Here is a 24,720-nt window from a genome sequence, read left to right as displayed (position 1 = left end):
CGCGTACGCGCGCGTGCGCGTGAGGGGCGTTACCCGATGCGGGGCCCGTGCCCCGGCGAAGGCCGGGGCCCAGGTGGGATGACGTTCGCGGGACTCACCATCGTCGCCCAACTGGGCCCCGGCCTTCGCCGGGGCACGCATCTCAAGGCGCGATCTCCACCCCATCCCAGGCGAAGATCTTGCCGCTGTCGGACGGGCGCAGCCCGTCGAGCACGTCGAGCAGCTGCACCGCGGCGCGGCCGGGCTGGAACAGGTCGCGCCCGCGCTGCTGGAATGGCTGGGACAGCCGCGTGTCGACCGTGCCCGGGTGCAGCGCCACCACAAGCCCGCGGTCGTTGCGGCGCTTGTCCTCGATCGCGAGCGTGCGGATCAGCTGGTTGAGCGCCGCCTTGCTGGCGCGATAGCCGTACCAGCCGCCGAGCCGGTTGTCGGAGATGCTGCCGACGCGCGCCGACAGCGCCGCGAACACCGACCGGCCGGTGCGCGGCATGATCGGCAGGAAGTGCTTGGCCACCAGCGCGGGGCCGATCGCGTTGACCGCATATTGCCGCGCCAGCCAGACCGGGTCGAGGTCGCGCAGCGCCTTCTCCGGGCCGTGCTCGGCGTCGTGGAGCAGCCCGGTGGCGACGACCACCAGCTCGGGCGTGCCCGCGCGCGCCGCCGCGGCCGCGATCGACGTCTCATCGGTGACGTCCAGGTCGCCACGCGCGAGCCTCAGCACCGCCTGCCCCTCTTCCTCTAGCGCCTCGGCGAGCGCGGCGCCGATGCCGCCGCCCGCGCCGATCACCACCGCGCCGGTCATGCCGCGCGCTCGAAGGTCCAGCGCGCGTCGTCGCTCCGATCGGGCGCGAAGCGGTAGCCGGCGGTGTCGAACGCCTTCATGCCCTCGACCTCGGTGACGTGATGCTCGACCAGATAGCGCGCCATCATCCCGCGTGCCTTCTTGGCGTGGAAGCTGACGAAGCGCCCGTCCGACTCGCGAAAGTCGACCGCGATCACGCGCACGTCGGCGGGCAGCCGGTCGGCGACCACTTCCCAATATTCCTGGCTGGCGAGGTTGAGCACGACGCCCGAGCCCTCCGCCGCGAGATCCTCGGCGAGGGCCGTCGAGACTCGATCGTCCCACCAGTCGGTCAGCTTCTTCTTCCTCGGCGCCCAGCGCGTGCCCATCTCGAGCCGATAGGGGCGGATGCCGTCGAGCGGGCGCAGGATGCCGTACAGCCCCGACAGCAGGCGGACATGGTCCTGCGCGAACCGCACCGCCGCCTCGTCGAGCGTCTTCGCCTCGAACCCGGCATAAACGTCGCCCGCGAAGGTGTAGAGCGCGGGGCGTTCCTCGGCGTCGTCGAAGTCGCGGAAGCGGTCGGCGTTGAGCTTGGCCAGAGCGGGCGAGATCTTCATCAGCTCGGCCAGCTTCTTCTGCGTCAGATGCGACGCGGCGTGGGCCAGCGTTGCGGCCTCGGCGGCGAAGCGCGCGGCGGTGGCGGGGAAGGGCGGCGGGGTCTCGAGGTCCAGCGTCTTGGCTGGCGACAGCACGGCGATCATCGCGCCGCCCTACGCCGCGCCCGAGGTGCGTTCAATCGCGGTTCAGCGGCGACACGCAATGTCACCGACGCTTCCTTGAACCGCCGCGTGACCGGCACTAGAGCGGCACCCGAGCGTTTGGCCTGAGATTTTTTCGGCGCGCGTTCTGGCGCGATTTTTTCGGAGAGACCTGTCGATGAAGATGCTTTCGAACGCCGTCATGGCCGCGCTGCTCGCCGGGGGCGCCACCGTCGCGCTCGCGCAGCCCGCGCTCGCGCAGAAGAAAGATGAGAAGAAGGACCAGGGCGCGCAGCTGAAGCTGAGCAACGAGGTCCGCGGCCCGGCGGCGCAGGCGCAGACCGCGCTCGCCGCGAAGGACGTCAACACCGCCACCCCGCTGGTGGCGCAGGTCGAGGCCGCGGCCAAGACCGACGACGAGAAGTATATCGCGGCGGCGCTGCGGCTGAACCTCGAGGCGATCAAGATGGACAGCGGCGGCGGCTCGGCCGGCCTGACCGCGCCGCTTGACGCGCTGATCGCCAGCCCGCGCACCCCGCAGGCCGACAAGGCGCGCTACGCCTATCAGCGCGGCGTGATCGCGGCCAACGCCAAGGATCCGGCGGGTGCGTCGCGCTTCTTCGAGCAGGCGCAGCAGCTCGGCTACAACGACCCCAACCTGCCGCTCCAGCTCGTCAAGCTGAAGATGGATTCGGGCGACGTCGCGGGCGGCTCGGCCGCGCTGGCCAAGATGGTCGACCAGCAGGTCGCCGCCGGCACCAAGCCAAGCGAGGACATCTACAAATACGCGATCGCCAAGAACAACCAGGCGAAGAACAACGCCGAGACGGTGGCGTGGATGCGCCGCTACCTGGCGGCCTACCCGACCAAGAAGAACTGGCGCGACATGCTGACCTTCTGGGGCATCCAGACCCAGGCGGTGGCGACGCTCGACAAGAACCAGAAGGTCGACCTGTTCCGCCTGCTGCGCACCGGCAAGGCGCTGGCCGACCAGTATGACTACGAGATCTACGCGCAGTGGACCTTCGACCAGGGCCTGCCGTGGGAGTCGAAAGCGGTGCTGACCGAGGGCAAGGCGGCGGGCAAGATCCCGGCCGACAGCGCCAACGCCAACAGCCTGCTCGCGGCGTCGAACAAGTCGATCTCGAACGAGGGCTCGATGGCCGCGGTCGAGGCGCGCGCGCAGAAGGCGGCCGACGGCAAGCTCGCCGCCAGCACCGCCGACGCTTATCTGGGCACGGGCGAGTGGGCCAAGTCGGTCGCGCTGTACCGCACCGCGCTGCAGAAGGGCGGGGTGGACGCCAACACGGTCAACACGCGCCTCGGCATCGCGCTCGCCAACTCGGGTGACGCCGCGGGCGCCAAGACCGCCTTCCAGGCGGTGCAGGGCAGCCCGCGCGCCGACATCGCCGCCTGGTGGATCGAGTTCCTCGACCACCCGCCGCAGGCGTGATGTGACGGCCGCGTCTCCGGTCGGGGCGCGGCCGATCCTCGCCGCTGGACGGGGAAGGAAACCGCCGGCCGCAGGCCGGTGACGGACGGGACTTTCCGCGCGCGCAACGCGCTTGATGAGGACGCCACGCAGCGTGGCGCCCACGGAGAGCTACTCCGGTCGCGCTTCGCGCTGCCACCTCCCCGTTTCGGGGAGGATCTAGGCGATCGGCACGCCGACCTGCGACTTGGAGCTGCGGATCGTCAGCGACGACTTCACGCTCGCCACGTTGGGCGCCGACGTGAGCTTGGTCGTCAGTATGCGCTGGAAGCTCTCCAGATCGGCGGCGACGATCTTAAGGATGAAGTCGATCTCGCCGTTGAGCATGTGGCACTCCCGCACCTCCGGGATCGCCGCGACATGGTTCTCAAAGGCGGCGAGATCCTGCTCGGCCTGGCTGCGCAGGCTCACCATGGCGAAGACGGTGATGGGGAAGCCGAGCTGCGACGGGTCGCACTCCGCGTGATAGCCGCGGATCACGCCGGCCTGCTCCAGCGCGCGAACGCGCCGGAGACACGGCGGTGCGGTGAGCCCGACGCGCTCGGCGAGATCGACGTTGGTCATGCGCCCGTCCTCCTGCAGCAGTGCGAGGATTTGCCGGTCGATACGGTCCAGGGTCATGACGCCTCTTAGCTGCTGATCGCGCAGTTTCGCGATAGCTTCGGAACGCCCCGCTACAATAAAATTGCGTGCCAGCGCAATTGTGCCAAGCTGCGACATGGCGGCTTTTTGCGCCGCAATGAGCATTAGCGGCCGTTTCGGGCGCGCCCTATGTACGGAGCAGGCGAGCCGATGGCGCGCCGATCATCAGCAGCAGAGGGCTTCCCACCGGTGCGGTTCGACGACAGTCTGAAGACCGTTCTCGCCGCCGACGTCTCGACGGCGTTCGGCGCGCGCGCGGCTTTCCGCCAGCTGGTCGACCTCATCGGGCGCGGTCGCGCCGCTGCCGAGCCCGCACTGGTGGCCAAATTGCGCGACCTGCGCGCGACCGTTCCGACCGAGGCGCGCGCCGCCGCCGCGCGCGGGCTGGCGTTGGCCGATCCGCCCGCCGCCCTGGTCGCCTTCTTCGCCGAGGACACGCCCGAGATCGCCGCGACCATGCTCCGCGTCGCCCGGCTCGCGCCCGAGGAATGGGACCTGCTGCTGCCGCAGCTCGGCCCGCACGGCCGCAGCGTGCTGCGCCGGCGCAGCGATCTCGCGCCTTCGGTGGGCCGCGCGCTCGAGGCGTTCGGGTCGGCCGACTATGCGCTGCCCGAGCCCGGGGTGGCGCCGGCGGTCGAAGCGCCTGCGCCGGCGGCGGGCAGTGCGGGGGAGCGTTTCGAGGTGGCCGACCTCGTCCATCGCATCGAGGCGTACCAGCGCCAGCGCGGCGCCGCGCTCGGCCTAGGCGACGTGCCGCCCGCGCCGGTCCGCGCCTTCCGCTTCGAGACCGACGCCGCCGGGATCATCCGCTGGGTCGACACCGGGCCGCGCGGCGCGTTGATCGGCCTCTCGCTCAGCCACGACGCCACGCTGTCGCCGTCGCACCATAGTGTCGACGGTGTCGCCGCTGGAGCGTTCCGCAAGCGTGCCACCTTCGCCGACGCGCGGCTACGCGTGCCCGGCGAGTCTTCGGTGGGCGGCGACTGGCGCATCTCCGGCGCGCCGATGTTCGATCTCGCCAGCGGCAGCTTCGTCGGCTTCCGCGGCCGCGCGCGCCGGCCGCGTGCCGAGGAGAGCGCCGCCGCGGCCCGGTCGGTCGCCGGAGGCGTCGGCGCCGAGGGGTTGCGCCGGCTGGTGCATGAGCTGCGGACGCCGACCAACGCGATCGCGGGCTTCTCCGAGCTGATCGAGCAGGAACTGCTCGGTCCGGTGCCACCGCGCTACCGCGACCGCGCGGCGACGATCCGACGCCATGTCGCCGGCCTGATCGGTGCGATCGACGACCTCGACCTCGCCGCGCGGCTCGAGGGCAACGCACTCGACCTGCGCGACGACGTGGTCGCGGTCGCGCCGCTGCTGGCACGAGTCGCGCAGGATCTGGCGCCGCTCGCCGCGTTGCGTGGCGGTGCGCTGGCGCTGCCCGAACCCGGCGCGGCGAGCTGGGCCGCCGACGCACACGCCGCCGAGCGACTGGTGCAGCGGCTGCTCGCGACGCTGCTGGCCGCTGCGACCCGCGGTGAGCTGCTCGGTGTCGCGGTCGAGAGTGTCGGCGAGTCGGTGACGCTGGCGATCGCGCTACCTGCGGCGCTGGCTGGGCGCGACGAGGCAGCGCTGCTCGCGCTCGACGATGAGGCGGTGAGCGATGACGACGGCGCGCCGCTGCTCGGCACCGGCTTCGCGCTGCGGCTGGCGCGCAATCTCGCTGTCGAGTTGGGCGGGCGGCTCGACTTTCTGCCCGAGCGACTGCGGCTGGCGCTACCGAGCGCGGCGCCGACGGCCGCGCCGGGTGACGACGACGGCGACGCGCCGCGCGACCATGCTCGGGGCGGGACCTGAGCCGGCTTGCCAGCCGCCCCGGCGTGCCGCTACGTGGCGCCACCGACGCGGGCGGGCCTGTAGCTCAACGGTTAGAGCTGGCCGCTCATAACGGCTAGGTTGCGGGTTCGAGTCCTGCCGGGCCCACCACCGCTCGCGTCGGAGCAGCTGACCTGGCGCAGCCTCGAGGCGCTTGCGTCGGCCTTGGCGAGCGCGCATGGGCGCGTTCATGGCGATGCCGGGCAGCCCCGTCGACGAGACCGGCACATTGGTGCGCGAGGGCGGCGCCTTCATCCTGCGGCGCGATCGCGGCGGCACCTTCGTGCTCGAGCTCCAGCGCGTTCCGGTCGATCATATCGCCAAGCGCGTGCGCATCCGCGGCGTACTGATCGACGCGGCGCGGGTCAGCGTCGACGGGGTGGCCGCGGCGTGAGCGCCCCGCGGCGCTGGTTCGTGGTGGCGCCACTCGCGCTCGCGGGATGCAGCGCCGGCGTGCTCGACCCGCAGGGACCCGTGGCGCGCGCCGAGAAACAGATCCTCTTCGACTCGCTCGGGGCGATGCTGCTCATCGTGGTGCCGGTGATGGTGGCGACGGTCGCGTTCGCCTGGTGGTTCCGCGCCGGGAACCGCCGCGCGCGCTATCGCCCGGACTGGGATTATTCGGGCAAGCTCGAGCTGCTGATCTGGTCGGTGCCGGCGATGATCGTGCTGTTTCTCGGTGGTACCGGCTGGGTCGGCGCGCATCTGCTCGATCCGCGTCGGCCGATCCCGGCGAAGGTCGCGCCGATCGAGGTGCAGGTGGTCGCGCTCGACTGGAAGTGGCTGTTCCTCTATCCCGCGCAGCACGTCGCCACGGTAAACCGGCTCGTCGTGCCCGCCGGTACGCCGATCCATTTCCGGCTGACCTCGGCCACCGTGATGAACAGCTTCTTCGTGCCGCAGCTCGGCAGCCAGATCTATGCGATGGCGGGGATGGAGGCGCAGCTCCGCCTCGCCGCCGACCGGCCCGGGCGCTATCCCGGCATCGCCGCGCATTACAGCGGCAAGGGCTTCTCCGACATGACCTTCACCGTCGACGCGCTGCCCGCGGCGCAGTTCACCGCCTGGGTGGCGCAGGCGCGCGCGGCGCCGCCGCTCGACGAGGCGCGCTACCGCCAGCTCGCGCGGCGCGGGACCGTGGCCCAGCCGATGGTGTTCGGTACCGCGCCGTCGCGGCTGTTCGACGCGGTCGTGGCACAACGCGCGCCGGCGGCGGAGCGGCCGCGTGATGCCAGCAATCAGGGCGAGTCCGACGCCGAGGCCGGCCGGTGACGCTGCTGGGACGGCTCAGCTGGGACTCGATCCCGCTGCACGAACCGATCGTGATGGTCACCGCCGGCGTGCTGTTCGTGGTGCTGCTCGGCACCGGCGCGACGATCCTGTTCAAGGGCTGGCTGCCCTATCTGTGGCGCGAGTGGATCACCTCGGTCGATCACAAGCGCATTGGCGTGATGTACTGCCTGCTCGCGCTCGTGATGCTGATCCGCGGCTTCGCCGACGCGCTGATGATGCGCTCGCATCAGGCGATGGCGGTGGGGGCCGGCGAGGGCTTCCTGCCGCCGGATCACTACGACCAGATCTTCAGCGCGCACGGCACGATCATGATCTTCTTCGTGGCGATGCCGTTCATGATCGGGCTGATGAACTTCGCGGTGCCGCTCCAGCTGGGCGTGCGCGACGTCGCCTTCCCGACGCTCAACTCGGTGAGCTTCTGGCTCACTGCCACCGGCGTGCTGCTGATCAACACCAGCCTCGTCGTCGGCGAGTTCGCGCGGACCGGCTGGCTGGTCTATCCGCCGCTCAGCGAGCGCGCCTTCTCGCCCGGGGTCGGCGTCGATTATTACCTCTGGGCGCTGCAGATCTCGGGCGCGGGAACGCTGCTCGGCGGGATCAACCTGGTCACGACCATCCTGAAGATGCGCGCGCCGGGCATGCGCTACACCCGCATGCCGATCTTCTGCTGGACCGCGCTGGCGAGCAACCTGCTGATCGTGGCGGCCTTCCCGATCCTGACCGCGACGCTGATCATGCTGACGCTGGACCGCTACCTAGGCTTCCACTTCTTCACCAACGAGGCGGGCGGCAACCAGATGCTGTTCGTCAACCTGATCTGGGCCTGGGGGCATCCCGAGGTGTATATCCTGGTGCTGCCCGCCTTCGGGATCTTCAGCGAGATCATCGCGACCTTCAGCGGCAAGCCGTTGTTCGGCTATCGCTCGATGGTGCTCGCCACGCTGGCGATCTGTGTCCTCTCCTTCATGGTGTGGCTGCACCACTTTTTCACCATGGGGGCGGGGGCGGACGTGAACGGCGTGTTCGGCGTGATGACGATGATCATCGCGGTGCCCACGGGCGTGAAGGTCTTCAACTGGCTGTTCACGATGTACGGCGGGCGCCTACGCTTCGAGGTGCCGATGCTGTGGGCGGTGGCGTTCATCCCCACCTTCGTCGTCGGCGGGATGACCGGTGTGCTGCTGGCGGTGCCGCCGGCCGATTTCGTGCTCCACAACTCGGTCTTCCTGGTGGCGCACTTCCACAACGTGATCATCGGCGGCGTGCTGTTCGCCGCCTTCGCTGGCTACAGCTATTGGTTCCCCAAGGCGTTCGGCTTCCGCCTGCATGACGGCTGGGGCAAGGCCGCGGTGGTGCTGTGGGTGAGCGGCTTCTATCTCGCCTTCATGCCGCTCTACGCGCTGGGGCTGATGGGCATGACGCGGCGGCTCCAGCACTACGACAACCCGGCGTGGCAGCCCTGGCTGGTCGCCGCCTGGCTCGGCGCGCTGCTGATCCTGGGCGGTATCGTGAGCCTGGCGATGCAGCTTTACGTCTCCGTGCGCGAGCGCCGGTCACTCGCCGACGGGACCGGCGATCCGTGGGACGGGCGCACGCTGGAATGGGCGACGCGCTCGCCGCCGCCGCCGTGGAACTTCGCGCGGTTGCCCCAAGTCGAAGGGCGAGACGCGCTCGCGCTGATGAAGCGCGGCGAGGCGGATGAGACGCCCGAGCCGCTTGAGCCGATAGAGATGCCGCGCAACAGCGCCTACGGCTTCGTCGGCGCCTTCTTTACCTATCTCACCGGCTTCGCGCTGGTGTGGCATATCTGGTGGCTGGTCGTGCTGGGCATGCTCGCCGGCTTCGCGACGACCTTGTGGATCGCGTGGCACCAGCCCGGCGAGCAGGAGATCGGCGTCGATGAGCTCAGCGCGCTGGAGCCGGCGGCATGAGCGGAGAGATCGCCGACCCGCGCCACGAGGGTGACCAAGGCGCGAGGAGCGACCCGCCCGGCCACGGGGAGGGCGGCCCGGCGCCCAAGCAGGTCACCGTCGCGTTCGGCTTCTGGGTCTTCCTGCTCAGCGACATCATCATGTTCTCGGGGCTGTTCGCGGCCTATGCGGTGCTCGCGCCCAACACCGCCGGCGGCCCGCAAGGGAGCGAGCTGTTCGAGCTGCGGCTGGTTTTCGTCGAGACCCTGTGCCTGCTCTTCTCCAGCTTCACCTGCGGCGTGATGTCGATCATGGCGGTGCGCCAGCGCGCCGGCGCGACCTACCTGTGGGGCGCGCTCACGGCCTTGCTCGGGCTCAGCTTCCTAGCGATCGAGCTGTACGAGCTGACCCATCTGGTCCTGGAGGGCGCCGCGCCGACCCGCAGCGCCTTCCTCTCGGCGCTGTTCACGCTCGTCGGCGCGCACGGGCTGCACGTCGCCGCCGGACTGGTGTGGCTGACGGTGATGATGGGGCAGGTGGCGACGCTCGGCTTCACCGACGCGGTGGAGCGGCGGCTTCTGTGCTTCGGCCTCTACTGGCACGCGCTCGACATCATCTGGGTCGCGCTGTTCACCGTGGTCTATCTGTACGGAGTGATGGGATGAGTGAGCAGAGGGGCGACCGCCGGCTCGATCATGCCCCCGGCGGCCACAAGGAGGGCGCGGCGCGGCTCTCGACCTATCTCGCCGGGCTGGGGCTGGCGCTGCTGCTGACGGTGGCGTCGTTCGCGCTCGTCGGGTCGGGCGCGGTCTGGGCACCGGCGATCCCAATCCTGCTGGCCGTGCTGGCGGTGGCGCAGATGGGGGTGCATCTCGTCTTCTTCCTCCACATCACGAGCGGGCCGGAGAACACCAACAACACGCTGGCGCTCGCCTTCGGCGTGATGATCGTGGTGCTGACGGTGGGAGGCACGCTGTGGATCATGGCGCACCTCGACCATAATATGATGCCGGTGGCGACGATGGCGACGCCATGAGATGGGCGCTTCCGCGCCCCATTTCTGCGGCGTCATCCTGAGCTCGTCTCAGAATACACCGTGCCGTGCACTCAGACCCGGAGGCACCTGAGGGGTCGTGGATCCTGAAACAAGGTCAGGATCACGCCTTGGTATTGCATCGGTCGCGCCACCCGCTCAGCGCACCCCCAGGTCACTCGGCCCGAAAGCATCCGGCAGCAGCTCGGATAGGCGATAGCTGGCCACCGCCTCTCCCTCGGCGCCGGCGCAGTGGACCGTGAGATCGCGTCCGCTCAGCTGCGCCGCCTCGTTTAGCACCTGGCGGCAGCGACCGCACGGCCGCACCGGCGCGTGTCCGGTGGCGCGGCCGGTCGAGTCCATCGCGCCGCCAATGACGCCCACCGCCACCACGCGGCGCAACCGGCCCGAGGCGGAGACGGTCGCGATCGCCACCGTCTCGGCGCAGAGCGACAGGCCATAGCTGGCGTTCTCGACGTTCGCGCCGGTCACCATGCTGCCGTCGTCGAGCAGCACCGCGGCACCGACGGCGAAGCGCGAGTAGGGCGCGTGCGCGTGCACCGCCGCCGCGCGCGCCGCCGCGATCAGCTGCCGCGCCTGATCCTGATTCCGCTCGCTCATCCCAGCTCCACCACGTCCCAGTTGACCGGCCCGTCGACGCCGTCGACGCGGCGCAGGTCGGTCGCGCGCCACATCCGCCACACCCGCGCGCCATAGCCGGGACGGAGGAAGTTGCCGACCGCCCAGAGCGGCCGGTCGAACGCCTCGGTCAGGCGATAGTCGCGCTCGACGTCGCGCGCCACCTTGAGCACCACCGGCTTGCCCGTGTGGGTCTCGATCCGTGCGATCATGTCGGCCACGCCCGCCACCAGCGCGGCGCGCTCCGGGCGGTCGGGGCAGTCCTCGGCGTAGCGGAACGAGATCGCCACCGGCAGCGCCGCGGGGTCGCGCGGCACCACGGTGTTGAACGAGTCGGCCTGCGCGCGCGGCGACTGGCAGAAGGAGAAGACGTGGATCGCGCCGCGGCGTAGCCCGGCACGCGCCATCTCGTCCCAGTTGGTCTGGAAGGCGCGGTCGCGCGTCCGCGCGCCGCTGGTCGCCACGGCATAGCCGAAGTCGGCGCCCTCGCCCTTGAGGACCGGCCAGACGACGTCGCCGGTCGCCTCGGACACGTCGACGCCCTGCACCGGATAGCGCTCGACCGCCGGTCGCCAACGCAGCGCGACCTGCCACGCGGCCACACCCGCGAGCGCGATCGCACCCAGAATCAAGAAGATCCTTCCCAAACCCCACATGATAAAACTTATGCCTTGATATGAAGAACGCAGATCAGCGTGAAGAGACGCCGCGCGGTGTCGAAGTCGATCGCCACCTTGCCGTCGAGCCGCTCGCGCAGCAGGTCGGCCGCCTCATTGTGGATGGCGCGCCGGGCCATGTCTACCGTCTCGATCTGCTGCGGCGTCGATTGGCGGATTGCCTGATAGTAACTGTCGCAGATCGCGAAATAATCTCTGATCGGCCGGCGAAATCGCGCGAGCCCCAGCACCAGGGTCTCGAGCGGCGCGTCGTCGGCGCGGCGGATCGCCAGCGCCAGCCGACCCTCCTCGACCGAGAGCCGCACCTTATACGGGCCGGCATAGCCGTCGGGCTGCACCCGCTGCGGGGCGAAGTGATTGTCTTCGATCAGGTCGAAGATGGCGATCCGACGCTCCTGCTCGATGTCGGCCGAGCGCCACAGGATGGTGCGTTCGTCCAGCTCGATGTCGATGATCCGCGGATCGGCCATGCGCCCGCTCGATAGAGGCGATGTCGCGCCGTCACAATCGAGTCATCCACAGGTTCCACCGCCCGTGCCGTTCCGCTCGCCGCGTCGGGCGCGTATAGGCCGTCGGATGGCCACCCTAGCATTCGCACCGCCGGCATCGCCCGAGCCCGTCCACCTGCCGCGCAACGTCGAGGCCGAGGCGGCGATGCTGGGGGCGATGATGATCGACAATCGCCTCGCCGACGACATCGTCGACCGGCTCGAGCCGCAGCATTTCTACGAGCCGGTCCACGGCCGCATCTTCGCCGCCATCAAGTCGCTGCGCGCCACCGACATGCTCGCTACCCCGGTGACGCTGCGCCCGATGTTCGAGGCGGACGAGGGGATCAAGGAGCTGGGCGGCGTCGGCTATCTCGCCGGGCTGACCGGCTCGGGTGCCGGGCTGATCGGCGCGCGCCAGTTCGCGCAGCAGATCTACGATCTCGCGCTGTTGCGCGCGCTCGTCTCGGTCGGCCACACGATGGTGGATCGCGCGATGGACACCAGCGAGGAGGTCAACCCGCGCGCCCAGATCGAGGCCGCCGAGGAGGAGCTGTTCCGCGTCGCCGCCGACGGGGGCACCGAGAATGCGGTGAAGAGCTTCGCCCAGGCGAGCACCGCGGCGGTGAAGATGGCGGAGCGCGCGCTCAACTGGGGCGGCAACCTCTCCGGCGTCACCACCGGGCTCGACTCGGTCAATGCCAAGATCGGCGGCATGCACCACTCGGACCTAATGATCCTCGCCGGCCGGCCCGGCATGGGCAAGACCTCGCTCGCCACCAATATCGCGTTCAACGCGGCGCAGCGCTGGATGCGCGACATGCGCGACGGCATCCCGCCGGCCAAGTCGGTCGGTGCCAAGGTGGCCTTCTTCAGCCTCGAGATGAGCGCGGACCAGCTCGCCACGCGTATCCTCGCCGAACAGTCGCGGATCAGCTCCGAGGCGCTGCGCATGGGCAAGATCAGCAAGACCGAGTTCGAGCAGCTCGCCGCCGCCGCCGCCGAGCTGGAGAACCTGCCCTTCTTCATCGACGACACCGGCGGCCTCTCGATCGGCGCGCTCCACACCCGCGTGCGCCGGCTGCAGCGCCGCCACAACAACGAGATCGGGCTGGTGGTGGTGGACTATCTCCAGCTGCTCTCGGGCTCCGGCAAGGGCGACGGCAACCGCGTGCAGGAGATCTCCGAGATCAGCCGCGGGCTGAAGACACTGGCCAAGGACATGAACGTGCCGGTGCTGGCGCTGTCGCAGCTGAGCCGCGCGGTAGAGCAGCGCGAGGACAAGCGCCCGATGCTCTCCGACCTGCGCGAGTCGGGCTCGATCGAGCAGGACGCCGATATGGTGTGGTTCGTGTACCGCGAGGATTATTACACCGCGCAGCGCGAGCCCAAGCGGCCGATGGAGGGCGATTCGGCCAACGTCTTCGAGGATCACGCGCGCTGGGCGGCGGACATGGAGCGTGTCTACGGTCTCGCCGAGCTCATCGTCGCCAAGCAGCGCCACGGTGCGACAGGCAAGGTAGTGCTCAAGTTCGACCCGACGATCACGCGCTTCTCGGACTACGCCGGTTATTGAGCGGTGGTGGGCTCCTGCGGAAGCAGGAGCCCGGCGTCATGGAGGGCGACGCGTGCGGCTCTGCGCTCCTGCGAGCGCAGGAGCACCTCGGGTGGCGCGGAAGTAGCGCCCGCCCTCTGTCATGCCGGACCAGGTCCAGGATGACATCGGGGCGAGCTCCGGCCGAGGTCGAGGGAAGGGGCGAGCCACTTCCCGTTACTTGAGCACCAGCGGCAGCCCGGCGGCGACGAACACGACGCGGTCTGCGCGCGCGGCGACGCGCTGGTTGATCGTCCCCGCCAGGTCGCGGAAGCGTCGCGCCAGCGCGTTGTCGGGGACGATGCCGAGCCCGACCTCGTTCGCCACCAGGACGACCCGCGCCGCCGTCTCGCGTAGCGTCGCGTCGAGCGCCTCCAGCGCCATCGCGGCATCTTCCTCGCCGAGCAGCAGGTTCGACGCCCAGAGCGTGAGACAGTCGACCAGCAGCACCGACCCCGGTCGCCCCTCCGCCACGATCGTCTCGGCCAGCGAGAGCGGCGCCTCCACCGTGCGCCAGCGCGGGTCGCGGTCGGCGCGGTGCTGCGCCACGCGCGCGCGCATCTCCTCGTCGAGCGCCTGCGCCGTCGCGACGAAGACGAGCGCGCCGCCGGTCGCCTCGGCGAGCGCCTGGGCGTGGCGGCTCTTCCCCGAGCGTGCACCCCCCAGCACCAGTGTCACGCGCGCCTCGGTCATCGTCACTCCCGCCTTGTGTTCGCTCGCCCGGCTGGTGAAAGACGAGGGTCGCCGATGCTACTGACCGATCCTCATCCCGCGCCCGCCGCCGCGCTGACCTATCACGGCGGGCGCGCCGATGCCGCCGCGCGTCTGTACCCCGACGCGCCCGCGCCATGGCTCGATCTCTCCACCGGGATCAACCCCTTCGCCTGGGACGGCGCGGACGTGCCGCTGGCCGCGCTGCGCGCGCTGCCGTCCCCAGCCGAACTGGACGCGCTCCGATATGCCGCCGCGGCCGCGTTCGATGCGAAGGAGACGGCCATCACCGCACTGCCAGGCAGCGAGATCGGGTTGCGCGCGCTCGCCGGTCTGGCGCTGCCCAGGCCGTGGCACGTCGTCGCGCCGAGCTACCGCACCCATGTGGCGGCGCTGCCCGGCGCGGCGACGATCGGGGTCGCCGCGGTCGGGGCGGTCGCTCATGGAGGCGGCACACTGCTGCTCGCCAATCCCAACAATCCCGACGGCCGCTGCTGGCCCGCCGCACGACTGCTTGAATTGGCCCAGGCGCTCGCCGAGCGGGGTGGGGTGCTGGTGGTCGACGAAGCCTTCGCCGATTCGGTGGCCGGCGCCAGCGTGCTGCCGCTGCTGGCTCGCGACGACCGCGTCCTGGTGTTCCGCTCCTTCGGCAAGTTCTTCGGGCTCGCCGGCGTGCGGCTCGGCTTCGCCGCGGGCGGGGCGGCGCTGGTCGGCGCGCTGGCGGCGCGGCTCGGCAGCTGGCCGGTCTCGACCGCCGCGTTGCGCATCGGCACCGCGGCCTATCGCGACACCGCCTGGATAGCGGCGACTCGCGAGCGGCTGGTGACGGCGTCAGCGGCGCTGGACGCCGTGCTGGCCGCGCACGATCTCGCGCCGACCGGCGCCTGCCCCTTGTTCCGCTTGGTCGAGCGACAGGACGCGCCGCTGCTGTTCGAGCGGCTCGCGCGCGCAGGCATCCTGCTGCGCCCGTTCAACGAGGCGCCCGAGCGGCTGCGTATCGGCCTGCCGGGCGACGCGGCGGCGCTCGCCCGGCTCGACGCGGCGCTCGGCGATCGCTGAGCCGGTCGCCTTGGTGGCGCTCGCGCTCGACGCGGCGCTGGGCTGGCCGGCGTGGCTCTACGCGCGCGTGGGGCATCCGGTGGGCGCGATCGCGCGCGTGATCGCGGCGGGAGAGCGGCGATGGAACGCGGTGGTGGTTCCTCCCGTCATCGAGCGGGCGACGGCGGCCCAGCCACCGCCGCTTTCTCCTCCGTCATGCCGGACTTGGTCCGGGATCCACCCGTCCGCGAGTTCATCGCTTGACGAGGATGCGCGGAGCGCCGCCGTTCCACCGGCGTCAGCCGAAGGTAAAGGCATGTCGTATGCCACCTCGATCGAAGTGACTGCAGTTTCGCATGAGCCGCGGGAATTCACCCGACTCGGCTCCGGCTTGCGCCGGGGCAACGCGGGGAGGCAGCGCGGCAATCACATAACGCCCGTCGTAGACCGCGGAACCGAAGCAATATCGTACGACCCTACCGACGAGCCCGACCATCTCACCCCCGCGCAACGCCGCCGACGTCGCCTGCTCGGCGCCGTCACTCTCGTCGCCGCCGTCGTCCTCGCCGCCGGCACCGCTTGGCTGGCCGAGCGCGGCCTGCGCGCGACGCTCGGTGCGCCGGCATGGCTCGCCGTGGCGCTGCTCGCCTGGCCCGGGCTCGCGCAGCGCAGCCTCGACGATCATGTCCGCCCCGTCGCGACGGCGCTCGAAAACGATGATCTCGCCGCCGCGCGCGTCGCGGTCGGGCGCATCGTCGGGCGCGACACCGCCGCGCTGGACGAGGCCGGCGTGGCGCGCGCCGCGGTCGAGAGCCTCGCCGAGAGCTTCTGCGACGCCGTCGCCGCGCCGCTGTTCTGGCTGTTGCTGCTCGGACCCGCGGGCCTGTGGGGCTACAAGGCGGTCAACACCGCCGACAGCCTGATCGGCCATCGCGAGCCGCGCTGGCGCGCCTTCGGCTGGGCGGCGGCGCGTACCGATGATCTCGCCAACTGGTTGCCCGCCCGGGTGGGCGGCGCGCTGCTGTGCGTCGCGGGCGGGGGCGGCTGGCGCGTACTGTGGCGCGACTCGCGCCGCCACGCCTCGCCCAACGCCGGCTGGACCGAGGCGGCGATGGCGGGCGTGCTCGGCGTGCGGCTCGCCGGCCCGGCGGCCTACGACGGCGCGATCGCGGACAAGCCGTGGATCGGAGATGGTCCTGCCGATCTCGACGCGCGCGACATCCGGCGCGCGCTGGTGGTCTACCGCCGCGGCTGTCTGCTGCTGTGGTGCCTGGCGGGGGCGGTCGCATGGGCGCGCTGATGCTGCAGGGCACCGGGTCCGACGTCGGCAAGTCGGTGCTCGTCGCGGGACTGTGCCGCGCCTTCGCCAAGCGGGGCCTGTCGGTACGTCCATTCAAGCCGCAGAACATGTCGACCAATGCGGCGGTCACCGCCGATGGCGGCGAGATCGGGCGCGCGCAGGCGACCCAGGCGCTCGCCGCGCGGGTGGCGCCGCACAGCGACATGAACCCGGTGCTGCTCAAGCCGCAGGGCGACCGCACCTCGCAGCTGATCGTGGGCGGCCGCGTCCGCGGCGTGCTGCGGGCGAGCGAGTGGCGCCAAGGCCGCGAGGGACTGCTCGACGAGGTGCTGGCGAGCTACCGCCGGCTCGCGCGCGGCGCCGACCTCGTCCTGGTCGAGGGCGCCGGCTCGCCCGCGGAGATCAACCTGCGCGCGGGCGATATCGCCAACATGGGCTTCGCGCGCGCCGCCGACGTGCCCGTCGTGCTCGTCGGCGACATCGACCGCGGCGGCGTGATCGCCGCGCTGGTCGGCACCCGCGCGGTGATCGATCCCGCCGACGCCGCGATGGTGCGCGGCTTCCTCGTCAACAAGTTCCGCGGTGATCCCGCGCTGTTCGAGGACGGCTATCGCGCGATCGAGCAGCACAGCGGCTGGCGCGGCTATGGCGTCGTGCCCTGGCTCGCCGAGGCGCGGCGGCTGCCGAGCGAGGACGCGGTGGTGCTCCAGCGCGCCCCTGCCACGGCGGGCGGGCGGATCATGGTCGCATGCCCGATCACGCCGCACATCGCCAATTTCGACGATCTCGACCCGTTGCGGCTGGAGCCCGAGGTCGAGCTGGTGATGGTGCCGCCGGGTACGCCGATCCCCGTCGAGGCGGCGCTGATCGTGCTGGCCGGCTCCAAGGCGACGATCGCCGACCTGCGCGCGCTCCGGCGCGAGGGTTGGGACATCGACGTGCGCGCGCATGTCCGCCGGGGCCGACCGGTGCTCGGGCTGTGCGGCGGCTATCAGATGCTCGGCCGCAGCGTCGCCGATCCCTGCGGCATCGAGGGGCCGGCGGAGACGGTCGAGGGGCTCGGTCTGCTCGACGTCATCACGACGTTGGGCGGAGACAAGCGGCTCGTCGCCGTCGCCGGCCATACACGCGGCGCTCGCTTCGAGGGCTATGAGATGCACCTCGGCTTTACCGCTGGGGCCGATGCCGCGCGCGCGCCGGTAGTGTTCGAGGACGGTCGCCAGGATGGCGCGGCCTCGCCCGATGGGTTGGTGGCAGGCACCTATGTCCACGGGCTGTTCGCGCTCGCCGAGCAGCGCCGCGCGTGGCTCGCGCCGCTCGGCGTCGCCGGCAGCGGAGGCGATCATCGCGCCGACGTCGACGCGGCACTCGATTCGATCGCGGTCACGCTGGAGCGGCATCTCGATCTGAATGCGTTGCTGGCGCTGGCGAGCGAGGCGGGAGCGGAGTGAGGGTGGGGGGCTCCCGCGCGGGTGCCGGCGCTCAGCCCAGCGCGACGACCGTCACGAGGAGCCCGGTCTCGACGAGCTCGACCCCGGCGCCGTGCGCGTCGCCGTTGATCCCGCCGAGCCGCCGCTTCAGCCACCAGCCGTACAGACCGATCAGCGGCAGCGCGGTGAGCAGCGCCGGCCGCAACATTCCCGCGGCGAGCAGCAGCGCCGCCCAGCCGGAGAGGTCACGGACGCGCACCGCCTTCGCCAGCGTGGCGCCGAGCCCGGGCTTGAGCGGCGGCAGCCAGCGCGCCCAGGCGAGCGGCCCCACCCGCGCCGCTGCGGCGACCAGCGGCAGCGTCCACCAGCCGCCGGGCGGCAGCGCGTAGAGCAGCACCACTTTGGCGAGCAGCTGGAGCGTGATCGCGACCACGCCGAAGCTTCCCACCTGCGGCTCGGCGAGGACGCGCAGCAGCCGCGCGCGATCGCCGTGCGCGGCGCCCAGCGCGTCGGCGAGGTCGCTCAGCCCGTCGAGGTGGAGCGCGCCCGTGAGTGCGACCCAGCTGACCAGCGCCGCCAACGCGCCGAGCCATGGGTCGCGCGTGGCCCCAAGGGCGCTCGCCGCCGCGACGATCGCGCCGACGATCAGGCCAGCGATCGGGTAGCAGCGGATCGAGGCCGCCCACTCGTGCTCGCTCACCTCCACGCGCGGCAGCGGCAGCCGCGTGAGGAAGCCGAGCGCGACGACGAGCGCGCGGATCATCGCAGCGCGGTGATCTGGGTCACCGGCGCCGCGCCTGGCCAGCGTCGCAGCGTCACCGTCGCGGCATGGGGCAGGTCGAACATCCACACCTGGCGAGAGTCGAGCCCGCACGCGACCGCCAGGGCGGCGCGGATCGCGCCGGCATGGGTGAGGACGAGTGTGTCGGGAGGCAGCGACTCCAGCGCCGCCCCGACGCGCGCGGTGAGCGTCGACCAGCGCTCGCCGCCGGGCGGGGCGGCGCCGTCCGGGTCGGCCCAGAAGGCGGCGAGCTGTTCCGGGTCGAGCGTGTCGGGGTGGCGGCCGTCCCAGTGGCCGAAGTCGAGCTCACGCCAGCGCGCGTCCGTGCCGACCGGCACCTCGGCCACACGCGCGATCGCGGCGGCGCAGTCGCGCGCGCGCGCCAGGTCCGAGCCCACCACGCGTTCGAAGCGGAGCGTCGTGGCCGCGGCGACGCAGCTCGCCAGTCCGGCGGCGGTGACGGGCACGTCGCTGCGGCCGTTGAGGTACCCGGACCGAGCCGTGGCGCCGTGGCGCATCAGGTGGAGCGTGACCGGGGCGCTCACCCCGCGCTCACCCCGGCGTCGGCGAAGGTCGCCATGCGCTCGTGCGCGGTGAGCGCGGCGCGGACCACCGCGGCCGCGACCGCGCCGCCGCTCGCCTCGCCCAGCCGCAGGTCGAGCGCGAGCAGCGGGGCGAGACCGAGCCCGGCGAGCAGCCGCGCGTGCCCCGGCTCGGCCGAGCGATGGCCGGGGAGGCAATGGTCGGTGATCGTCGGCGCCGCGACGGCCAGCGGCGCGAGCGGGGCGGTGGCGATGAAGCCGTCGAGCAGCACCGGCACGCGGGCGTGGCGCGCCGCGATCACCGCGCCGGCCATGGCGGCGAGTTCGCGCCCTCCGAGCCGGCGCAGCGCCTCGAACGGCGTGTTGGCCCGGGCGCGGTGACGCGTCAGCGCGCGCGCGACCGCGTCGATCTTGGCCGTCGCCGCCGCGCCACTGACGCCGCTGCCGGGGCCGACCCAGTCGGCCGCGTCGCCACCCAGTGCTGCGGCGCAGAGCGCGGCGGCGACGGTGGAGTTGGCGATGCCCATCTCGCCGGGGACGAGCAGGTCGAGCCCGGGCTCGACCGCCGCGACGCCCGCCATCAATGCCTCGCCGCACTCGGCCTCGCTCATCGCCGCGGTCTCGGCGATGTCGTCGGTCGGGCGGTCGAGCTCGAGCGCGGTGACGGTCAGCTCCAGCCCGGCGGCGGCGGCGAGCGCGTTGATCGCGGCACCTCCCGCGGCGAAGTTCGCCACCATCTGAGCGGTGACCTCGGGCGGGAAGGCGCTCACGCCGCGCGCGGCGACGCCGTGGTTGCCCGCGAAGATCGCGACGCGGCCGCGCTCCAGCTTCGGGATGGCGCGGCCCTGCCAGCCCGCCATGAACAGCGCGATCTCCTCGAGCCGGCCGAGCGAGCCGCGCGGCTTGGTCAGCTCCGCCTGCCGCGCCGCCGCGGCCGCGCGCGCGCTCGCGTCGGGGGCGGGAAGGGCGCGCAGCGCGGCGTCGAGGGCGGCGGGCGTGTCGAGCCGGATCATGCGACGACGAATCCCTCCGGCGGCGTGCGGGTGAGGAAATGCCCCTTCACGCCGGCGGGCCACTCGTTGAACGGCACCTGGCCGGTCTCGCTGGCGGCGTAGCGCGCGGCATAGTCGAGGATCGCGCGCGCGGCGTCGTCCCCGGGGGCGAAGCGGCCGAGGACATAGCCGACCTTGCCCGGCGCGCGCAGGTGGACGGTGCAGAAGTCGCCGCACGCGAACAGGCACGGCATCTCCTCGACCGACACCGCGGCATAGGCCGGGTCGCTCGCCTGCAGCGCGCGCAGCGCGGCGGCGAGCCGCGCACCGCCGCGCGCGCCGGCGCCGTCCTCGCGTGCCTCGGCGCTGTGGCGGCAGGTGTTGCACGCCACGACCGATGTGCCCGGCGCGGCGGGGCGAAGCGTGACCATCAGAACTCCACTCCCGGCTGCGCCTTCACCCCACCGCGGAACGGGTGTTTGACCTGGGTCATCTCGGTGACGAGGTCGGCGGCCTCGATCAGCGCGGCGGGCGCGTTTCGCCCGGTGACGACGAGATGCGTCATCGCCGGCCGCACGGCGGCGACCGCGAGCACGTCGGCGACCTGCAGATAATCGTAGCGCAGGACGATGTTGAGTTCGTCCGCGATCACCATCGCATAGGACGGATCGGCGACCATCCGCGCCACCTCGTCCCACGCGGCGCGCGCGACCGCGACGTCGCGGGCGCGATCCTGCGTATCCCAAGTGAAGCCCTCGCCCATCGCGCGGAAGGTGACGAGATCGGGGAAGGCGTCGAACACCGCGCGCTCGCCCGTCGTCATCGCGCCCTTGACGAACTGGACGATGCCGACGCGCATGCCGTGGCCGATCGTGCGGATCGCCATGCCGAAGGCGGCGGTGGTCTTGCCCTTGCCCGCGCCGGTGTGGACGATCAGCAGACCTTTCTCCTGCGTCTTGGTCGCCATCATCGCGCGCCGGCTCGCCTGCACCCGGCGCATCTTCTCGGTGTGGCGCTGCTCGGCGGCGGTCATCGTGACACCCTCGGCGCGAGCAGCGGCTGGGCGAGCCGGCCGAACAGCTCGGCGGTGACGAGCCAGAAGATCATCTGCCCGGCGATCGCGGCGACGCGATATTGCCACAGCAGCGAGGCGGGGAAGTCGGCGGGCACTTCGTCGACATGCGGCAACAGCGCGGCGACCAGCGCGACGGCGGCGAGATAGACCAGCCCGCCCGCGAGCCAGCGATCGAGCCGCGTCAGCACCGCGCCGAGCCGCTGCGCCGCCCACGCGCCGGCGAGCGCGGCGAGCAGCGAACCCGCCAGCATCCCGAGGAAAGCGCCGGTGCGCAGCCGCACCGTCTCGTGGAGGCCCACAGCCGGCGGCGTCGGTGGGTATTTGAGCGCGGGCGCGAGCACCAGCACGACGCAGGCGAGCGCGGCGAGCAGCACAGCCAGCGCGCGCGGCGGGATCGCACCGACCCGGCCGTGGCACGCCGCCACCACGATGGCGAGCAGCCCGCCCAGCGCGGTGCCGTAGAGCATCATCGCGGTGTACAGGCCCAGCGTCTTCTGCGTCGCGCGCGAGACCAGCTCGACCCCGCCCGCGTGAGCGGCGTGGCGCGCCTCGAAGGCGATAGCAGCATCGACGTACGGCTCGGCGACGATCAGTGCGAAGGTGGCGGCGACGAACGCGCCGGCGAGGCCGGCGAGCATGCCCCGCCAGAGCAGCAGCCCTGTCATGATGACACCTTGCGCCTAGTGGCAGGGAAAGCCGAGCAGGTGCCGCCCGTCATGGACGAGCTCGTGGACGTACATGCCCTTGAACAACGCGAAGGCGCCCTGCTCGGTGCTGACGAAGTAGAGCAGGATCAGCGCCACGATCGCGGCGAAGACGGCCCAGGGCGCAATATCGGCGAGCGGGATCGCACCGGCGGGAGAAGGTGCGGGGGCGGCGAGAGGGCGCGCGGCGACGCGGCTGGTCATCGGTTCGGCTCCAGTCCGGGGAAGCGCGCCCGGAATAGCGGGTTGATGCGTCGGGCGGGGTCTGACTCTCGACAGCGCAGGGGCCGTCGATCACAGTGGCGCGACCGCGCCGGAGTCTCACCGGCTTCCCGCCCGGTGCTGAGGCACGCAGCTGTGGCGGCTGCGCGGCACCGCGTCAACCGAGCAGGAGCCCATCGTGACCGTTCGCCTGCTGCTGCTCTGCGCCGGCGCCAGCGAGGCGACGCGCGCCGCGCGGTTCGCCGCGCCCGACGACGCGCTCGACCCCGCTGGCCTCGCCAAGGTACAGGCGCTGCGGCTCGGCACGGCGGCGTCGTGGCGCTGCGTCGTCGCGCCGGAACGCTCCGCGCGCGAGACGGCCGCGGCGCTCGCCTTGTCCGCGGCGGACGAGCCGGCGCTGGCCGACCAGGACGCCGGCGCCTGGCGTGGCCGCGCGTTGGCGATGCTGCCCGCGGTAGAGCTCGCGGCGTGGATCGCGGCCCCCGAGCGCGGCGCACCGGGCGGCGAGTCGCTGGAGGCGGTGCGCGCGCGGGTCGGCGCGTGGCTCGACCCGCTCGCCGCGAGGGGCGAGGGAAGGTGGCTGGCAGTAACCCATGCCGCGGTGATCCGCGCCGCGCTGGCGCACGCGCTGGCGCTGCCGGTCGCGGCGACGCTGGCGATCGACGTCGCGCCGCTCGCCACCGTGGCGCTGTCGTTCACCGATCGCTGGCGACTGCGCGAGCTGCGTCGCGGCGGAGCAGATAGCAGTCCATGATCCAGCCGTGCCGCGCGCGCAGCAATGTACGCTCGTCGCGGATCGCTGGCGCCGTCGCGCCGAGCGGACCGGCGAGCAAGGACTGCTGCGCCATGCCGAGATAGGCGCCCCACCAGATCGTCGTGCCCGCCGGATTCAGCCGCTCGAATGCGCAGACCGAGTCGAGCATCACCGCCACCATCTCGATCCCGGCGGGCCATCCCTCGGCGGTGAGCCGGCGCCCGGTGGTGACGAGCAAGGGGGCGCCGAGCGCAGTGAGCGGGACGGCGTGCGCCGCGGCGAGCGCCTGGAGGCTGGTGATGCCGGGCACGACCTCCACGGTCACCGGCATCGCGCCGGCACCGAGCCGCGCGGCGATGCGCAGGCTGCTGTCGTAGAGCGAGGGGTCGCCCCAGACGAGCAGCGCCACGCGGCCGCCGTCGGGCAGGTGGCGCGTGATCGCCGCGCACCACGCCGCCGCGATGGCATCGTGCCAGGCCGCGACGCCGTCGAGATAGGGCAGCACCGGGTCGCGCCCGGGTATGTCGAAGGTCGCGGTCGGTACCGTCCCGCCGACCACCGCGGCACAGATCGCCGCGCGCAGGTCGAGCAGCTCGGCGGTCTCGGCGCGCTTGCGCGGCAGCAGGATCAGGTCGGCCGCGCGCATCGCCGCCTTGGCCGCGCGGGTGAGATGGTCGGGGTTGCCGGTGCCGATCCCGATGAGGCTCAGCGCGATCATCGTGCCGCCGCGATCAGATGGAAGAAGCTGCCGCTGACGTGCGCGCGCGCCGAGCCGGTTTCCGCCACCGCGACGCCGTCCGCGTCCGTCACCGTCGCGAGCGGCGGGTCGGGCTGGGCCAGGATCGAGGAATAATGGAATTCGTGCCCGCACAGCGTCGTGCCGGGCGCGAAGGCACCGAGTCGCCGCGTCAGCGTCGCGCGACGGTAGCCGAGGTGCAGCCGCCGCGTCGCGTAGCTCGTCACCAGCCCGAGCAGCCCCGCCATGCGATGATGCGTGCCGTCCGCGTCGACCAGCGCCTCGCCCAGCACCATATACCCGCCGCACTCGCCGTGAACGGGGCGCGTCTCGGCGTGTGCGCGCAGTCCCGCGAGGAAGCGCTCGCTTGCGGCGATTCGGCCGGCGTGGAGCTCGGGATAGCCGCCGGGCAGCCAGACGAGGTCGGCGTCCGAGTCGGGCGGCTCGTCGGCGAGCGGCGAGAAGGGGAGCAGCGTCGCCCCCGCCGCGCGCCAGCCGCTCAGCAGGTGCGGGTAGATGAAGGAGAAGGCCGCATCCTGCGCGAGCGCGATCCGCTGCGCCGGCGGGTCGATCCGAGACGTAGCCGCCTCGGCATGCCCGCCCGCGGCCAGGGCGCGCAGGGCTTTCAGGTCGAGGTGAGCGCGGATGAAGGCGGCGTGCGCGGCGATCCGCTCCTCCAGGTCGGCATGCTCGTCCGCCTGGACGAGGCCGAGGTGGCGCTCGGGCAGGCGCAGCGCGCGCGCGCGGGGCAGCGCGCCGAGCACCGCGATCCCCGCCGCTGCCATGCCCGCGCGCGCGAGCCGCTCGTGTCGCGCGCTCGCCACGCGGTTGAGGATCACGCCGGCGATCCGTACTTCGGGATCGAGCGTCGCGAAGCCCAGTGCGGTCGCGGCGGCGGACTGCGCCTGGCCGCTCACGTCGAGCACCAGCACGACCGGCCAGCCGAACCGCCGCGCGATCTCCGCCCCCGCGCCGGTGCCGGTCTGTCCCGGTGCCGCCACGCCGTCGAACAACCCCATGGAGGCCTCGGCCAGCGCCAGCTCGGCGTCGGCCGCGCGCGCGGCGAGCGAGTCGAGCAGCGCGCCCGGCATCGCCCAGCCGTCGAGATTGTACGAGTCGCGCCCGCACGCGGCGCGATGGAAGGCGGGATCGATATAGTCGGGGCCGCTCTTGTAGGGTTGAACGGTCACGCTAGCCTCAGCGAACGCGCGGAGCAGTCCGAGCATCACCGTGGTCTTGCCGCTGCCCGAGGCGGGTGCGGCGATCATCAG

The 24,720-nt window shown here is 72.1% G+C and carries 28 protein-coding genes, 1 tRNA gene and 1 pseudogene; 14 read left to right on the top strand and 16 right to left on the bottom strand.

From position 1 onward, the window contains the following. Window positions 1-142 precede the first annotated feature (142 nt). The gene (locus KZ820_RS03030) at window positions 143-802 is read right to left on the bottom strand and encodes an SDR family oxidoreductase (protein ID WP_219747199.1); all 660 of its coding nucleotides are present in this window, start codon (window positions 800-802) and stop codon (window positions 143-145) included. Further along, window positions 799-1,545, bottom strand: a complete 747-nt coding sequence (yaaA, locus tag KZ820_RS03025) for a peroxide stress protein YaaA (RefSeq protein WP_219747198.1) — start codon at window positions 1,543-1,545, stop codon at window positions 799-801. Before yaaA ends, KZ820_RS03030 begins: the two co-directional genes overlap by 4 nt. Before the next feature lie 175 nt (window positions 1,546-1,720). On the opposite strand from yaaA, the gene KZ820_RS03020 reads away from it, so the two are divergent. Beyond that, a complete protein-coding gene (locus KZ820_RS03020) occupies window positions 1,721-2,995 on the top strand; it encodes a hypothetical protein (protein WP_219747197.1) in 1,275 nt (424 codons plus the stop codon). A gap of 198 nt (window positions 2,996-3,193) precedes the next feature. Here the strand turns inward: KZ820_RS03020 and KZ820_RS03015 are convergent, their stop codons facing one another. Further along, a complete protein-coding gene (locus KZ820_RS03015; protein ID WP_183929650.1) occupies window positions 3,194-3,655 on the bottom strand; it encodes an Lrp/AsnC family transcriptional regulator in 462 nt (153 codons plus the stop codon). Window positions 3,656-3,865: 210 nt separating this feature from the next. Between KZ820_RS03015 and KZ820_RS03010 the strand changes: the two genes are divergently transcribed. The 7 genes from KZ820_RS03010 to cyoD all read left to right on the top strand — a co-directional run bounded on the left by KZ820_RS03010 (window position 3,866) and on the right by cyoD (window position 9,769). Continuing rightward, window positions 3,866-5,512, top strand: a complete 1,647-nt coding sequence (locus tag KZ820_RS03010; protein ID WP_308462106.1) for a histidine kinase dimerization/phospho-acceptor domain-containing protein — start codon at window positions 3,866-3,868, stop codon at window positions 5,510-5,512. 53 nt (window positions 5,513-5,565) lie between these two features. After that, window positions 5,566-5,641 (top strand) — tRNA-Ile (locus tag KZ820_RS03005). Window positions 5,642-5,708: 67 nt separating this feature from the next. Further along, on the top strand, window positions 5,709-5,924 hold the full coding sequence (locus KZ820_RS03000; RefSeq protein ID WP_258047712.1) for a DUF5818 domain-containing protein: 216 nt from the start codon (window positions 5,709-5,711) through the stop codon (window positions 5,922-5,924). After that, window positions 5,921-6,802, top strand: coding sequence for a ubiquinol oxidase subunit II (cyoA, locus tag KZ820_RS02995; RefSeq protein ID WP_219747195.1), 882 nt, complete (start codon window positions 5,921-5,923; stop codon window positions 6,800-6,802). Before KZ820_RS03000 ends, cyoA begins: the two co-directional genes overlap by 4 nt. Next, window positions 6,799-8,754 carry a cytochrome o ubiquinol oxidase subunit I gene (gene cyoB, locus KZ820_RS02990; protein WP_219747194.1) on the top strand — a complete coding sequence of 652 codons (1,956 nt, stop codon included), beginning with the start codon at window positions 6,799-6,801 and terminating at the stop codon, window positions 8,752-8,754. The genes cyoA and cyoB overlap by 4 nt, the downstream gene beginning before the upstream one ends. Next, window positions 8,751-9,398: a cytochrome o ubiquinol oxidase subunit III gene (gene cyoC / locus KZ820_RS02985; protein WP_219747193.1), complete on the top strand. Its 648-nt coding sequence runs from the start codon at window positions 8,751-8,753 to the stop codon at window positions 9,396-9,398. Before cyoB ends, cyoC begins: the two co-directional genes overlap by 4 nt. Continuing rightward, complete coding sequence (gene cyoD / locus KZ820_RS02980; RefSeq protein WP_219747192.1) at window positions 9,395-9,769, top strand: cytochrome o ubiquinol oxidase subunit IV; 375 nt, start codon at window positions 9,395-9,397, stop codon at window positions 9,767-9,769. The genes cyoC and cyoD overlap by 4 nt, the downstream gene beginning before the upstream one ends. Before the next feature lie 156 nt (window positions 9,770-9,925). Here the strand turns inward: cyoD and KZ820_RS02975 are convergent, their stop codons facing one another. The 3 genes from KZ820_RS02975 to KZ820_RS02965 are packed head-to-tail and all read right to left on the bottom strand — an operon-like array spanning window position 9,926 to window position 11,552. After that, a complete protein-coding gene (locus tag KZ820_RS02975) occupies window positions 9,926-10,387 on the bottom strand; it encodes a cytidine deaminase (protein ID WP_219747191.1) in 462 nt (153 codons plus the stop codon). Continuing rightward, window positions 10,384-11,037, bottom strand: a complete 654-nt coding sequence (locus tag KZ820_RS02970) for a glycoside hydrolase family 25 protein (protein ID WP_219747190.1) — start codon at window positions 11,035-11,037, stop codon at window positions 10,384-10,386. The genes KZ820_RS02975 and KZ820_RS02970 overlap by 4 nt, the downstream gene beginning before the upstream one ends. A gap of 32 nt (window positions 11,038-11,069) precedes the next feature. Next, entirely contained in the window at window positions 11,070-11,552 is a 483-nt protein-coding gene (locus KZ820_RS02965; RefSeq protein WP_219747189.1) for a UPF0262 family protein, read from the bottom strand. A gap of 106 nt (window positions 11,553-11,658) precedes the next feature. On the opposite strand from KZ820_RS02965, the gene KZ820_RS02960 reads away from it, so the two are divergent. Beyond that, window positions 11,659-13,146 carry a replicative DNA helicase gene (locus tag KZ820_RS02960; RefSeq protein WP_219747188.1) on the top strand — a complete coding sequence of 496 codons (1,488 nt, stop codon included), beginning with the start codon at window positions 11,659-11,661 and terminating at the stop codon, window positions 13,144-13,146. Between the two features lie 195 nt (window positions 13,147-13,341). Here KZ820_RS02960 and cobU read toward each other — a convergent pair whose 3' ends face one another. Then, on the bottom strand, window positions 13,342-13,857 hold the full coding sequence (cobU, locus tag KZ820_RS02955) for a bifunctional adenosylcobinamide kinase/adenosylcobinamide-phosphate guanylyltransferase (protein WP_219747187.1): 516 nt from the start codon (window positions 13,855-13,857) through the stop codon (window positions 13,342-13,344). Between the two features lie 54 nt (window positions 13,858-13,911). Here cobU and KZ820_RS02950 point away from each other — a divergent pair, with 54 nt between their 5' ends. The 4 genes and pseudogenes from KZ820_RS02950 to KZ820_RS02940 all read left to right on the top strand — a co-directional run bounded on the left by KZ820_RS02950 (window position 13,912) and on the right by KZ820_RS02940 (window position 17,664). Continuing rightward, window positions 13,912-14,934 (top strand): aminotransferase class I/II-fold pyridoxal phosphate-dependent enzyme, encoded by a 1,023-nt coding sequence (locus KZ820_RS02950; RefSeq protein WP_219747186.1) that lies wholly within the window; start codon window positions 13,912-13,914, stop codon window positions 14,932-14,934. After that, a pseudogene (locus KZ820_RS22360) lies at window positions 14,927-15,061 on the top strand (adenosylcobinamide-phosphate synthase CbiB); the annotation flags it as partial. The gene KZ820_RS02950 and the pseudogene KZ820_RS22360, both read left to right, overlap by 8 nt. Window positions 15,062-15,304: 243 nt before the next feature. Next, window positions 15,305-16,213: an adenosylcobinamide-phosphate synthase CbiB gene (gene cbiB / locus KZ820_RS02945; RefSeq protein WP_258047848.1), complete on the top strand. Its 909-nt coding sequence runs from the start codon at window positions 15,305-15,307 to the stop codon at window positions 16,211-16,213. Beyond that, complete coding sequence (locus tag KZ820_RS02940; protein WP_219747184.1) at window positions 16,201-17,664, top strand: cobyric acid synthase; 1,464 nt, start codon at window positions 16,201-16,203, stop codon at window positions 17,662-17,664. Before cbiB ends, KZ820_RS02940 begins: the two co-directional genes overlap by 13 nt. 31 nt (window positions 17,665-17,695) lie before the next feature. Here the strand turns inward: KZ820_RS02940 and cobS are convergent, their stop codons facing one another. From cobS to KZ820_RS02905, 7 genes are read right to left on the bottom strand one after another with little or no spacing between them, the layout of a single operon-like run. Next, window positions 17,696-18,403 (bottom strand): adenosylcobinamide-GDP ribazoletransferase, encoded by a 708-nt coding sequence (cobS, locus tag KZ820_RS02935; protein ID WP_219748068.1) that lies wholly within the window; start codon window positions 18,401-18,403, stop codon window positions 17,696-17,698. Then, window positions 18,403-18,969: a histidine phosphatase family protein gene (locus KZ820_RS02930; RefSeq protein WP_308462105.1), complete on the bottom strand. Its 567-nt coding sequence runs from the start codon at window positions 18,967-18,969 to the stop codon at window positions 18,403-18,405. The genes cobS and KZ820_RS02930 overlap by 1 nt, the downstream gene beginning before the upstream one ends. Continuing rightward, entirely contained in the window at window positions 18,966-19,979 is a 1,014-nt protein-coding gene (cobT, locus tag KZ820_RS02925) for a nicotinate-nucleotide--dimethylbenzimidazole phosphoribosyltransferase (RefSeq protein WP_219747183.1), read from the bottom strand. Before cobT ends, KZ820_RS02930 begins: the two co-directional genes overlap by 4 nt. After that, window positions 19,976-20,389 carry a DUF1636 domain-containing protein gene (locus KZ820_RS02920; protein WP_219747182.1) on the bottom strand — a complete coding sequence of 138 codons (414 nt, stop codon included), beginning with the start codon at window positions 20,387-20,389 and terminating at the stop codon, window positions 19,976-19,978. The genes cobT and KZ820_RS02920 overlap by 4 nt, the downstream gene beginning before the upstream one ends. Next, the gene (gene cobO / locus KZ820_RS02915) at window positions 20,389-20,991 is read right to left on the bottom strand and encodes a cob(I)yrinic acid a,c-diamide adenosyltransferase (RefSeq protein WP_219747181.1); all 603 of its coding nucleotides are present in this window, start codon (window positions 20,989-20,991) and stop codon (window positions 20,389-20,391) included. The genes KZ820_RS02920 and cobO overlap by 1 nt, the downstream gene beginning before the upstream one ends. Further along, window positions 20,988-21,698 (bottom strand): CbtA family protein, encoded by a 711-nt coding sequence (locus KZ820_RS02910; protein WP_258047709.1) that lies wholly within the window; start codon window positions 21,696-21,698, stop codon window positions 20,988-20,990. Before KZ820_RS02910 ends, cobO begins: the two co-directional genes overlap by 4 nt. 15 nt (window positions 21,699-21,713) lie before the next feature. Next, window positions 21,714-21,941: a CbtB domain-containing protein gene (locus KZ820_RS02905; RefSeq protein ID WP_219747180.1), complete on the bottom strand. Its 228-nt coding sequence runs from the start codon at window positions 21,939-21,941 to the stop codon at window positions 21,714-21,716. A 196-nt stretch (window positions 21,942-22,137) separates the two neighbouring features. Here KZ820_RS02905 and KZ820_RS02900 point away from each other — a divergent pair, with 196 nt between their 5' ends. Next, window positions 22,138-22,713 (top strand): histidine phosphatase family protein, encoded by a 576-nt coding sequence (locus tag KZ820_RS02900; RefSeq protein WP_219747179.1) that lies wholly within the window; start codon window positions 22,138-22,140, stop codon window positions 22,711-22,713. Here KZ820_RS02900 and cobF read toward each other — a convergent pair. Both cobF and KZ820_RS02890 read right to left on the bottom strand, forming a co-directional pair. Continuing rightward, window positions 22,655-23,431 (bottom strand): precorrin-6A synthase (deacetylating), encoded by a 777-nt coding sequence (cobF, locus tag KZ820_RS02895; RefSeq protein ID WP_219747178.1) that lies wholly within the window; start codon window positions 23,429-23,431, stop codon window positions 22,655-22,657. The genes KZ820_RS02900 and cobF overlap by 59 nt on opposite strands. Next, window positions 23,428-24,717 (bottom strand): cobyrinic acid a,c-diamide synthase CobB, encoded by a 1,290-nt coding sequence (locus KZ820_RS02890; RefSeq protein WP_219748065.1) that lies wholly within the window; start codon window positions 24,715-24,717, stop codon window positions 23,428-23,430. The genes cobF and KZ820_RS02890 overlap by 4 nt, the downstream gene beginning before the upstream one ends. Between the last annotated feature and the right edge of the window lie 3 nt (window positions 24,718-24,720).

Source organism: Sphingomonas citri, from assembly GCF_019429485.1.
Classification (GTDB): domain Bacteria; phylum Pseudomonadota; class Alphaproteobacteria; order Sphingomonadales; family Sphingomonadaceae; genus Sphingomonas; species Sphingomonas citri.
The sequence above is the reverse complement of the archived record's forward strand: the minus strand, read 5'-3'. Positions and strand labels throughout refer to the sequence as shown.

What these genes read in the sequence shown, in the direction of transcription:
- cyoD (WP_219747192.1), top strand. Translation starts at nt 9,395, where the DNA reads ATGAGTGAGCAGAGGGGCGACCGCCGGCTCGATCATGCCCCCGGCGGC.
- KZ820_RS02965 (WP_219747189.1), bottom strand. Translation starts at nt 11,552, where the DNA reads ATGGCCGATCCGCGGATCATCGACATCGAGCTGGACGAACGCACCATC.
- KZ820_RS03000 (WP_258047712.1), top strand. Translation starts at nt 5,709, where the DNA reads ATGGGCGCGTTCATGGCGATGCCGGGCAGCCCCGTCGACGAGACCGGC.
- yaaA (WP_219747198.1), bottom strand. Translation starts at nt 1,545, where the DNA reads ATGATCGCCGTGCTGTCGCCAGCCAAGACGCTGGACCTCGAGACCCCG.
- KZ820_RS02910 (WP_258047709.1), bottom strand. Translation starts at nt 21,698, where the DNA reads ATGACAGGGCTGCTGCTCTGGCGGGGCATGCTCGCCGGCCTCGCCGGC.
- cobF (WP_219747178.1), bottom strand. Translation starts at nt 23,431, where the DNA reads ATGATCGCGCTGAGCCTCATCGGGATCGGCACCGGCAACCCCGACCAT.
- cobO (WP_219747181.1), bottom strand. Translation starts at nt 20,991, where the DNA reads ATGACCGCCGCCGAGCAGCGCCACACCGAGAAGATGCGCCGGGTGCAG.
- KZ820_RS02940 (WP_219747184.1), top strand. Translation starts at nt 16,201, where the DNA reads ATGGGCGCGCTGATGCTGCAGGGCACCGGGTCCGACGTCGGCAAGTCG.
- KZ820_RS02905 (WP_219747180.1), bottom strand. Translation starts at nt 21,941, where the DNA reads ATGACCAGCCGCGTCGCCGCGCGCCCTCTCGCCGCCCCCGCACCTTCT.
- KZ820_RS03020 (WP_219747197.1), top strand. Translation starts at nt 1,721, where the DNA reads ATGAAGATGCTTTCGAACGCCGTCATGGCCGCGCTGCTCGCCGGGGGC.
- KZ820_RS02890 (WP_219748065.1), bottom strand. Translation starts at nt 24,717, where the DNA reads ATGATCGCCGCACCCGCCTCGGGCAGCGGCAAGACCACGGTGATGCTC.
- KZ820_RS02920 (WP_219747182.1), bottom strand. Translation starts at nt 20,389, where the DNA reads ATGGTCACGCTTCGCCCCGCCGCGCCGGGCACATCGGTCGTGGCGTGC.
- cobU (WP_219747187.1), bottom strand. Translation starts at nt 13,857, where the DNA reads ATGACCGAGGCGCGCGTGACACTGGTGCTGGGGGGTGCACGCTCGGGG.
- KZ820_RS03030 (WP_219747199.1), bottom strand. Translation starts at nt 802, where the DNA reads ATGACCGGCGCGGTGGTGATCGGCGCGGGCGGCGGCATCGGCGCCGCG.
- cobT (WP_219747183.1), bottom strand. Translation starts at nt 19,979, where the DNA reads ATGATCCGGCTCGACACGCCCGCCGCCCTCGACGCCGCGCTGCGCGCC.
- KZ820_RS03015 (WP_183929650.1), bottom strand. Translation starts at nt 3,655, where the DNA reads ATGACCCTGGACCGTATCGACCGGCAAATCCTCGCACTGCTGCAGGAG.
- KZ820_RS02950 (WP_219747186.1), top strand. Translation starts at nt 13,912, where the DNA reads ATGCTACTGACCGATCCTCATCCCGCGCCCGCCGCCGCGCTGACCTAT.
- KZ820_RS02960 (WP_219747188.1), top strand. Translation starts at nt 11,659, where the DNA reads ATGGCCACCCTAGCATTCGCACCGCCGGCATCGCCCGAGCCCGTCCAC.
- KZ820_RS02975 (WP_219747191.1), bottom strand. Translation starts at nt 10,387, where the DNA reads ATGAGCGAGCGGAATCAGGATCAGGCGCGGCAGCTGATCGCGGCGGCG.
- cyoC (WP_219747193.1), top strand. Translation starts at nt 8,751, where the DNA reads ATGAGCGGAGAGATCGCCGACCCGCGCCACGAGGGTGACCAAGGCGCG.